Here is an 8,710-nt window from a genome sequence, read left to right on the forward strand (position 1 = left end):
CTTGGTCCGGGTTTTACAACGCATCCTGGCCCTCACCGCGGCCATCTGGCACAACGACCACATCGGCGCACCGACCCCGCGATCACTGATCGCCTACGACCACTGACCCTTGGAATAGGTCATCTAGGCGAAGGCGAGCTCCGGTTCGGCCTCGGGCTCGGGGCGCACCGGGCGGCCGAACAGCCAGCCCTGACCCAGGTCGGCCCCCACGGCCCGTGCCTGGTCGGCGATCCGCTCGGACTCGATGCCCTCGGCCACCACGACCCCGCCCTGCAGGTGGGTCAGCTCGGTGAGCGCCCGGGCGATGGCCTGGGCACCGGGTTCCTGCAGCCGGGAGACGAGGGTCTTGCTGAGCTTGACGACGTCGGGGCGCACCACGCTCACCAGCGCCAGGCTGGACCAGCCGACGCCGACGTCGTCCAGCGCCACCCGCCAGCCCAGCGACCGGTGGTGCTCGAGCACCGAGAGCAGGTGCTCGTGGTCGATCACCGCGTGCGAGGCGACGACCTCGAACACCAGCTGCCGGGGGTCGATGCCGCTGTCGTGCACCGCCCGCTCGGTGCTGGCCAGACACACCGAGGGCCGGTGCACCGCCGCCGGGTCGGAGTTCACGTAGAGGTCCGCGCTGCCCAGCCACCCGGCCGCGCCGCGGATGGCGGCCTCCCGGGCCACCCGGTCCAGCCGACGCAGCCAGCCGGCCCGCTCGGCGAGGAAGAACAGGTCGCCGCCGCCGACCTCGCGCCCGTCGACCCGGCCGCGCAGCAGCGCCTCGTGGCCGACCATGCCGCCGGTCGCCAGGGACATGATCGGCTGGTAGACCGGCCAGAGCTCGGCGTCGGTGAGCAGCGCCATCTCCACGGTCACCCCGCGACGGGCCAGCTCGACGGCGAGCGTGGGTGCGGTGAGCAGCCGGGTGGCCAGGGCGACGCCGTCGCTGGGCGGGTCGGTGGTCACCCGGACGGCCTCGGTCTCGGCAGCGGTGAGCTCCCGGGCCAGCCGCTGGAAGAGCCGGTCGATCCGCCGGCCGCCCTCGTCGTCCACGATGTCCAGGAGTCCGGGGGCGGTGCCGATCCGCAGCCCCATCGCCCCGGCGATCCGGGAGATGCTGGGCAGCACGTGGCTGAGCGTGCTGGCCAGCAGCAGCCGGCGGGCACGCTGGGGGGTCTCCCAGGAGGGACGAACGACGTCCACAGGCTCGTTCACCGCTGCAGGATGACCGACGGTGACCCCTCGAACACGCAGGCGCGCGGGCCGGGTCCTGCCCGTCCCGAGCACGGGGGAGGTCACACGCCGCGGAAGATCAACTCGGCTAGTGTCCCAGGTGTGCCTCCCCTAACTCCCGCCGATGGTGCACGCCCCAGTCGCGGCGGGCGGCCGCGTGACCCCTCCCGCGACGGGGCCATCCGGCAAGCGATCCTGCGGGTGCTGGCCGAGTCGGGCTATGCGGCCCTGACGATGGACGCCGTCGCCTCGGCCGCCGGTGTCGGCAAGGCCACGATCTACCGCCGCTGGCGGACCAAGTCCGAGCTGGTCGCCGACGCCGTCGCCGAGCTGAGCGAGAAGTCGATCGAGCCGCCCGACACCGGTTCGCTCGAGGGCGACCTCCGGCTCCTGCTGCACTGGCTGGTCGATGCGGTCAACGGACCGCTCGGTGCGGCCACGCTGTCGCTGCTGTCGGCGCTGCCGCACGAGCCGGAGCTGCGCGAGGCCTTCCACAGCGGCCCGATGGAGGTTTGGAGCTCGACGTTCCGCCAGGTGTGGGAGCGGGCCGAGGCCCGCGGCGAGGTCCAGCCGGCGGCGCTGGGCACCGCCGTGGCCACGACGGCGAGCTCGCCGATCCTGCAGCGCTGGCTCTTCGGCGGGGAGCCGGTGTCGACCGACTTCGCCGACGAGGTGCTGACCGACGTCGTCCTGCCGCTGGTCTCCGCCCGCCGCGCCGCCTGAGCCGGTCCCCTGACCCGCGCCGGCAGCCTCAGGCCGCCGGCGCGCTGGACCGGAAGGCCCGCAGCCGCAGGCTGTTGGTGACCACCAGCACGGAGGACGCCGCCATCGCCAACCCGGCCAGCAGCGGGTTGAGAAACCCCAGGGCGGCCAGCGGCACCAGCGCGACGTTGTAGGCGAAGGCCCAGAACAGGTTGCCCTTGATCACTGCGAGGGTCCGTCGGGACAGCCGGACGGCGTCGACCGCGGCGTCCAGGTCGGCCCGCACCAGGGTCAGGTCGCTGGCCTCGATGGCGACGTCGGTGCCCGAGCCCATGGCCAGCCCGAGGTCGGCCTGGGCCAGGGCCGGCGCGTCGTTGACGCCGTCGCCGACCATGGCGACCACCCGGCCCTTGGCCTGCAGTTCCCGGACGACGTCGACCTTGCCCGCGGGCAGCACCCCGGCGACGACCTCGCCCCGGTCGGGGTCCAGCCCGACCGAGCGGGCCACCGCGGCGGCGGCACCGGCGTTGTCACCGGTGAGCAGCACCGGCGCGAGCCCCAGCTCCCGCAGCCGTGCAATCGCCGCCGCACTGGTGGGCTTCACGGTGTCGGCGACGACGCAGACCCCGGTGACCGCGCCGTCCACGGCGACCAGGACGGCGGTCTGCCCGGCCTGCTGGGCCCGCTCGACCACCGCGGCCAGGTCGGCCGGTACCGGGCCGGGCATCGCCGATGCCCGCCCGACGACGACGTCCCGACCGTCCACCCGCCCCTGCACGCCGATCCCCTGCTGACTGGCGAAGCCCTCGACCTCGGGGAGCTCACCGGCGGCGGCGACGATCGCCCGGGCGATCGGGTGCTCGGAGCCGGCCTCCACCGCGGCCGCCAGCCGCAGCGTCTCCGGGTGCCCGGCCACCTCCACCAGGCTCATCTGCCCGGTGGTGACGGTGCCGGTCTTGTCCAGCAGCACGGTGTCCACCCGGCGGGTGCTCTCCAGCACCTCGGGACCCTTGATCAGCACGCCGAGCTGGGCGCCACGACCGGTGCCGACCAGCAGGGCGGTCGGCGTGGCCAGGCCCAGCGCGCACGGGCAGGCGATGACGAGCACGGCGACCGCGGCCGTGAAGGCCGCCGTGACGTCGCCGGTCACGAGCAGCCAGGTGACCAGCGTGGCCACCGCGATGACCAGGACGACGGGGACGAAGACCGCCGAGACGCGGTCGGCCAGCCGCTGCACCGGCGCCTTGCCGCTCTGCGCCTGGGTGACCAGCCGGCCGAGCTGGGCCAGCGTCGTGTCGGTGCCCACCCGGGTCGCCTCGACGACCAGCCGGCCGCCGACGTTGACCGTCGCACCGGTGACCCGGTCCCCGGCGGAGACCTCGACCGGCACGCTCTCGCCGGTCAGCATCGACAGGTCGACCGCGGAGCTGCCGCTGACGACGACACCGTCGGTGGCGACCTTCTCCCCCGGCCGGACGACGAACCGGTCGCCGACGACGAGCTGGCCGATCGGTACCCGCACCTCGCGCCCGTCCCGCAGCACGGCGGCGTCCTTGGCCCCCAGCTCGAGCAGCGCGGTCAGCGCGGCACCGGAGCGGCGCTTGGCCCGCGCCTCCGCCCAGCGGCCGGCCAGCAGGAAGACGGTGACAGCCGCCGCGACCTCCAGGTAGATCTCGTGCGTGCCGGCGCCCCGTTCGGGGAGGAGCGTGAACTCCATGCGCATGCCGGGCATCCCCGCGTCGCCGAGGAACAGCGCCCACAGCGACCAGAGGTAGGCGGCGCTGATCCCGATCGAGACCAGGGTGTCCATCGTGCTGGCGCCGTGCCGGGCGTTGACCACCGCAGCGCGGTGGAACGGCCACGCACCCCAGACCGCGACCGGGCTGGCCAGGGTGAGCGCGAGCCACTGCCAGTTGTCGAACTGCAGCGCCGGGACCATGGACAGCACCAGCACCGGCAGCGTGAGCGCGGCACTGACCAGCAGCCGCTGCCGCAGCGCGGCCTCCGGCGTCCGGGCCACCTCGTCCGGGGCCCCGGCGTCGTCCTCGGTGACCGGCGGCGCCGGCAGCGCGGCGGAGTAGCCGGCGGCCGCGACGGTGGCCACCAGCCGGTCGGGGTCGACCCGGGCCGGGTCGAACCGGACGGTCGCGGCCTCGGTGGCGTAGTTGACGCTGGCCTGCACGCCGTCGAGCTTGTTGAGCTTGCGCTCGATCCGGTTCGCGCAGCTCGCGCAGGTCATGCCGGTGATGTCGAGGCGGACCTCGTCCTCAGCAACCGGGCCCTCGCCGGCCGGCCCCCCGGCTGCAGACGGCTCCGCCTGGGGCCCGGCGCTCATGCCGGCTGGGCGGTGTAGTCGCCGGCCTCGGACACGGCGGCCTGCACCTGGTCGGTGGTGACGTCGCCGACGACGCGCAGCCGGCCGGTGGCCAGGTCGACGACGACCTCCTGCACGCCGGAGAGCTCGTTGACCTCCTCGGTGACGGAGGCGACGCAGTGCTGGCAGGTCATGCCGGTGACGGTGAAGTCCAGGGTCTGCACGGTGGTTCTCTCCTCGGGAGCGGGGTCAGGGAGCTGATCAGGAACGGACGAGCCGGGCGATGGCGGCCGAGGCCTCGGCGATCTTCGCGTCGGCGGCGGCACCGTCGTCGTCGGCGCTGCTGGCCACCGCGTCACGGACGCAGTGGCCCAGGTGGTCGTCGAGCAGGCCGAGCGCGACCGCCTGGAGTGCCTTGGTGGCCGCGGAGACCTGGGTGAGGACGTCGATGCAGTACGTGTCGTCCTCGACCATCCGCGCGATGCCGCGGACCTGGCCCTCGACCCGCTTGAGGCGCGCGAGCACCTGGTCCTTGTCGCCGGCGTAGCCCGTCATGCCGTTCAGCATACCCCCAAGGGGTACCCCTTCACCACCCGCGCGTGCCGGGCTCCCCCTTGAACGGGCCGACCACCTCGTCGGTGACCCAGCCGCCGTAGAAGTCACCGGCCTGGGCGCGCACCGGCTCGCCGTCGACGGTCGCGGCGTCCAGCCGGCTGGGGTAGAAGGCGAGCGCGCCGCGCAGCTGCTCGTAGCCGGCCGTCGGCTGTTCGTAGGACCAGGCGATCGACGGGTGGCGCACACCGTCGACGACGGCGTCCCAGTAGGTGGCCATGCCCTTGAACTCGCACCACGACGAGCCGGCGCCCCGCTCCAGGACGCCGGCCGCCACGTCGTCCCGGGGGACGTAGAAGACCGGCGGGTGGCTGGTCTCGCAGACCCGCACGGCCCGGTCGGTGCGGGCGATCACCTGACCACCGAGGGTGAGCTCGAGGCGTCGTCCGGTCACCTCGGCCGACGGCGGGCGCGGGTAGCTCCAGACCGACTCCTGGCCGGGTCCGACGGGGTCACGGGGCGGTGGGTACACGCCGCCGAGTGTGCGCCTGCGCGGCGACCAGCCGGTCGCGACGCCCGGGTCAGCGCACCCGGCGGTAGGTGACGTCGACCTTGCGCCGGCGGTCGGTGTGCCGGACGCGACGGACGATCTTCCGGGTCACGACGAAGGTCACGGTCAGGCCGACCACGCTGACGATCGCGATCCCGGGCGGGCTCTGCAGGAACTCCTGCACCTTCGCCTTCCCCTGGTCGGCCAGGCGCTGCGGGTTCGTGCGGAACGCCAGTTCGTCCAGGGTCGCCCCCAGGGACTCGCGGGCGGCGTCGATCTCCTGCTGGATCTGCTCGGGGGTCCTCGGCACGGCGACAGCCTGCCAGATCGGTCCGACCGCGGCCGAACGGGAGGCTCCTACACTGCCCCCAACGCGGGAGTGGTGTAACGGCAGCCACGCCAGACTTAGGATCTGGTGCCTTCGGGCGTAGGGGTTCGACTCCCCTCTCCCGCACAGGGACGCCTCCTGGCCCGGACGGGCCGTGCGAGCACGCGGATCACCCGGACGGTGTCCGGGGCTCCCCCGCTCCCGATGACAGTCCGTGTGTCTGGGGCTCAGCCGGGTACGCGCCGTGCATGCGGACACAACGGCCTTCGATGCCGAGCATGATCGGACGCGGCGTCGTCGCGGGCGTGGGCGGGACCGTCGTGATGACGGCCTTCCAGGAGTTCGTGGAGATGCCCCTCACCAAGCGGGACGAGAGCCATGCCCCGGCTGACTTCGCCGAGAAGGTCACCCCGGCCCGTCCCACGACACGGAGAGGCCGCCGACGCCTGAACTACGTCACGCACTTCGCGCTCGGGACCATGTGGGGCGCGGCCTACGGCGTCGCCGCCTTCCGGGGGCTGCGCGGCCAGAAGGCCGTCAACTCCGTGTTCGCTCTCGTCTACGTGGGTGACGTCCTCCTCAACACCGCGCTGGGCCTCTACCGCCCGACGACGTGGTCACGGCAGGACTGGGCCGTCGACGTGGCAGGCAAGTACGTACAGGCTCAGGGCACTGGCGCCGTCTTCGATCGCATGCTCGATCCGGTCCGGTGAGCGCGCCGCCGACGCTCAGCTGAACGCCCCCACGTCGGGGGGGCCGAGCGGCCTCGTTCCCCGCGAGCCGTCGGGGTGCCGGACACCGAGGTGCGACCCCCGGCAGCAGGTGGGTAGGGGCTGTTCCATGCGCCACACGGGCACGATCCGCCGGCCCCCCGCCGACCCCTCGGTCGAGACGGAGGGGCTGGCCACGAAGCTCGACCGGCCGATGGGCGTGCTCGGCCTGGTGTTCGTGCTCATCGTCCTGGGGCAGGCCCTGGCCCGGGAACCCTGGCTGGTGACGACGCTGAGCGTCCTCGGCTGGATCTGCTGGGCGGTCTTCGTCAGCGAGTTCGTCTTCCGCGCGGTCCGGGCGCCCAGCCAGCGCCGCTTCTGGCTGCGCAACTGGTGGCAGCTGATCTTCCTGGCGCTGCCGTTCCTCCGCTTCGCCCGCGCCCTCACCCTGCTGCGGACCGCCCGCGTCGGCGGCGTGCTGTCCGCCGCCATCCGCGGCTCCCGGTCGGCCGGCCGGCTGCTCACCAACCGGATCGGGTGGCTCGCCGCGGTGACCGGCGTCGTCGTCCTCGGCAGCAGCCAGCTGCTCTACGTCGTGGGGGCCTACGACACCTACGGCCCCGCACTGCACGACGCGGCCATGGCCACCATCACCGGTGCGTTGCTGGACACCGACCACGGTCTCGCCCGTTTCCTGGAGGTGGCCCTGGCCGTCTACTCCGTCGCCGTGTTCGCGACCCTGGCCGGGGCGCTGGGCGCCTACTTCCTGGAGGGACGCCGCGCGGAGGGAGCCGACCCGGCCGCGCCCGGGCCGGGAGGGCTCAGCTTAACTCGACCCGCAGCTCCAGCTGCACCGACGGCGCACCCGGGACGTCGTCGTCCACCACTGCCAGCACGTGCACCCGGGCGTCCTCCACCTCGCGCAGCGCCAGCCCCTCCACCTTGTGCACGCGGCCCTCGACCTCGGGCACCGCCGCGATGTCGAGCACCGTCTCGCCGTCGACCAGCGCGAGGGCCGCGGCGACGACCGGCCCGTCGTCGACCGCGTTCGGGGTGTCCTCCGCGGCCGCGGAGAGCAGGGTCCGCCCGTCGGGCAGCGCGATCGCGTCGGTGACCGCCAGCCCCACACCGGCCACCCGGCCCAGGTCGTAGGACCGGGGCGCCGACACCGCTACCTCATCGGCGCCGGCCCGGCCCAGCACGGCGGCGACCAGGTCGGCCAGCGGCACGTCGACGCTGGCCGGCCCCGCCCCGGCGGCGAGGTTGCCCCGGTGGAACCAGCGGACGGTGTCGCCGTGCCGGCTGGCCCCCTCCAGGTTCAGCTGCTCCGCCGGCACCGCCAGCAGCCGCCCGACCGCGGCGTAGAGCGGACCGAGCTCGCCGGCCTGCACGACCGGTTCGCCGTCCACCAGCCGCACGAGCACCCCGCGCATCCGCCGGGGCGTCGACCCCGACCCCAGCAGCAGGACGGCCGGCTCCCCGTCCACCTCGGCCGGGCAGGCCACCTCCAGGTCGGGCTTGAGGTGCTTGGTGCCCGCCGGCTCGCTGAAGTGGTCCAGCCCCTCGACCGGCGGCAGCACGCGCACCGGGGTCACCCCGCCCGGCCGCACCCAGGCGGCGATCGTCGAGTCGTCCGGGGCGACCAGCCAGCCCTCGCCCAGCGGCGCGATCGCGGATGCGGCCGTCACCGGCGTCCCGTCGTCGAAGGTCAGCGTCCGGACGTCGTCCACCGTGATCCGCATGCACCTGCCGTGCCCGCCCGCACGGCGTGGCACGCCTGCGATCAGCCGAGGGAGTCCATCACCTCGGCGCGGAACTGGGCCAGGAACTGGTCTCGGGTGACGCCACGCCGCTCGGCCTCCCGCTCGCAGAGCATGGCGATCACCAGCGACGACTGCCGGACGACGTCCGCGCGGGTGTCCTCGTCCAGGCCGCCCAGCACCGCCGTCCAGGCCCGCCAGTCGCCGTCCCCGGCCGCCTCGGCCATCTCCAGCACCAACCCGAACCGGCGCAGCGCCTCCAGGTCCGCCATCGGGCCCTCCCCCACTCCTCCGGTCGCCCGGCGCGGCCGCTGGGGCACGACCGTAACGACGTCCCGCCACACCGCGCCGGAGACCGGCAGGATGCCCGGTGAGGCGCGCCGCGGGGGCGCGCCGGAGCGGAGGCCGGCGATGCGGCACCGGGGGCGGACGCGAGCCGCGGCGCTGGCGGTGCTGGCCCTGCTGACCGGGTGCGGTGACCCCGAGCTGCTGGACCCCACCGAGGAGCCGCTCGCCGGCGACCGCGAGCGCATCGTCGCCCGGGTCACCGAGGGCATGACGGTGGCCGCCGAC

At 74.3% G+C, this 8,710-nt stretch carries 10 protein-coding genes, 1 tRNA gene and 1 pseudogene; 4 read left to right on the forward strand and 8 right to left on the reverse strand.

Annotation, left to right across the window (positions count from 1 at the left end; translation table 11 throughout):
• Positions 1-106, forward strand: a pseudogene (locus G5C62_RS28325) (IS982 family transposase); the annotation flags it as partial.
• A gap of 17 nt (positions 107-123) precedes the next feature.
• Here the strand turns inward: G5C62_RS28325 and G5C62_RS23370 are convergent.
• Complete coding sequence (locus tag G5C62_RS23370; RefSeq protein ID WP_164702884.1) at positions 124-1,203, reverse strand: EAL domain-containing protein; 1,080 nt, start codon at positions 1,201-1,203, stop codon at positions 124-126.
• A gap of 120 nt (positions 1,204-1,323) precedes the next feature.
• On the opposite strand from G5C62_RS23370, the gene G5C62_RS23375 reads away from it, so the two are divergent.
• Positions 1,324-1,944, forward strand: a complete 621-nt coding sequence (locus G5C62_RS23375) for a TetR/AcrR family transcriptional regulator (protein ID WP_164702885.1) — start codon at positions 1,324-1,326, stop codon at positions 1,942-1,944.
• A 28-nt stretch (positions 1,945-1,972) separates the two neighbouring features.
• Here the strand turns inward: G5C62_RS23375 and G5C62_RS23380 are convergent, their stop codons facing one another.
• The 5 genes from G5C62_RS23380 to G5C62_RS23400 form a co-directional block, all read right to left on the reverse strand.
• Positions 1,973-4,171 (reverse strand): cation-translocating P-type ATPase, encoded by a 2,199-nt coding sequence (locus G5C62_RS23380; protein WP_277424819.1) that lies wholly within the window; start codon positions 4,169-4,171, stop codon positions 1,973-1,975.
• A gap of 83 nt (positions 4,172-4,254) precedes the next feature.
• A complete protein-coding gene (locus G5C62_RS23385; RefSeq protein WP_197058330.1) occupies positions 4,255-4,461 on the reverse strand; it encodes a heavy-metal-associated domain-containing protein in 207 nt (68 codons plus the stop codon).
• A 37-nt stretch (positions 4,462-4,498) separates the two neighbouring features.
• A complete protein-coding gene (locus tag G5C62_RS23390; protein WP_036333592.1) occupies positions 4,499-4,792 on the reverse strand; it encodes a metal-sensitive transcriptional regulator in 294 nt (97 codons plus the stop codon).
• A gap of 31 nt (positions 4,793-4,823) precedes the next feature.
• On the reverse strand, positions 4,824-5,321 hold the full coding sequence (locus G5C62_RS23395; RefSeq protein ID WP_036333479.1) for a DUF427 domain-containing protein: 498 nt from the start codon (positions 5,319-5,321) through the stop codon (positions 4,824-4,826).
• 49 nt (positions 5,322-5,370) lie between these two features.
• Complete coding sequence (locus tag G5C62_RS23400; protein ID WP_052090633.1) at positions 5,371-5,649, reverse strand: DUF3618 domain-containing protein; 279 nt, start codon at positions 5,647-5,649, stop codon at positions 5,371-5,373.
• Positions 5,650-5,712: 63 nt separating this feature from the next.
• Here G5C62_RS23400 and G5C62_RS23405 point away from each other — a divergent pair.
• Both G5C62_RS23405 and G5C62_RS23410 read left to right on the forward strand, forming a co-directional pair.
• Positions 5,713-5,793 (forward strand) — tRNA-Leu (locus G5C62_RS23405).
• Positions 5,794-5,945: 152 nt separating this feature from the next.
• The gene (locus G5C62_RS23410) at positions 5,946-6,380 is read left to right on the forward strand and encodes a hypothetical protein (protein ID WP_241176085.1); all 435 of its coding nucleotides are present in this window, start codon (positions 5,946-5,948) and stop codon (positions 6,378-6,380) included.
• A gap of 818 nt (positions 6,381-7,198) precedes the next feature.
• On the opposite strand, the gene G5C62_RS23415 is transcribed toward G5C62_RS23410, so the two are convergent.
• Complete coding sequence (locus G5C62_RS23415; protein ID WP_164702888.1) at positions 7,199-8,119, reverse strand: DUF6910 family protein; 921 nt, start codon at positions 8,117-8,119, stop codon at positions 7,199-7,201.
• 41 nt (positions 8,120-8,160) lie between these two features.
• The gene (locus G5C62_RS23420) at positions 8,161-8,409 is read right to left on the reverse strand and encodes a hypothetical protein (protein WP_036333473.1); all 249 of its coding nucleotides are present in this window, start codon (positions 8,407-8,409) and stop codon (positions 8,161-8,163) included.
• Between the last annotated feature and the right edge of the window lie 301 nt (positions 8,410-8,710).

This window comes from Modestobacter sp. KNN46-3, from assembly GCF_011039295.1.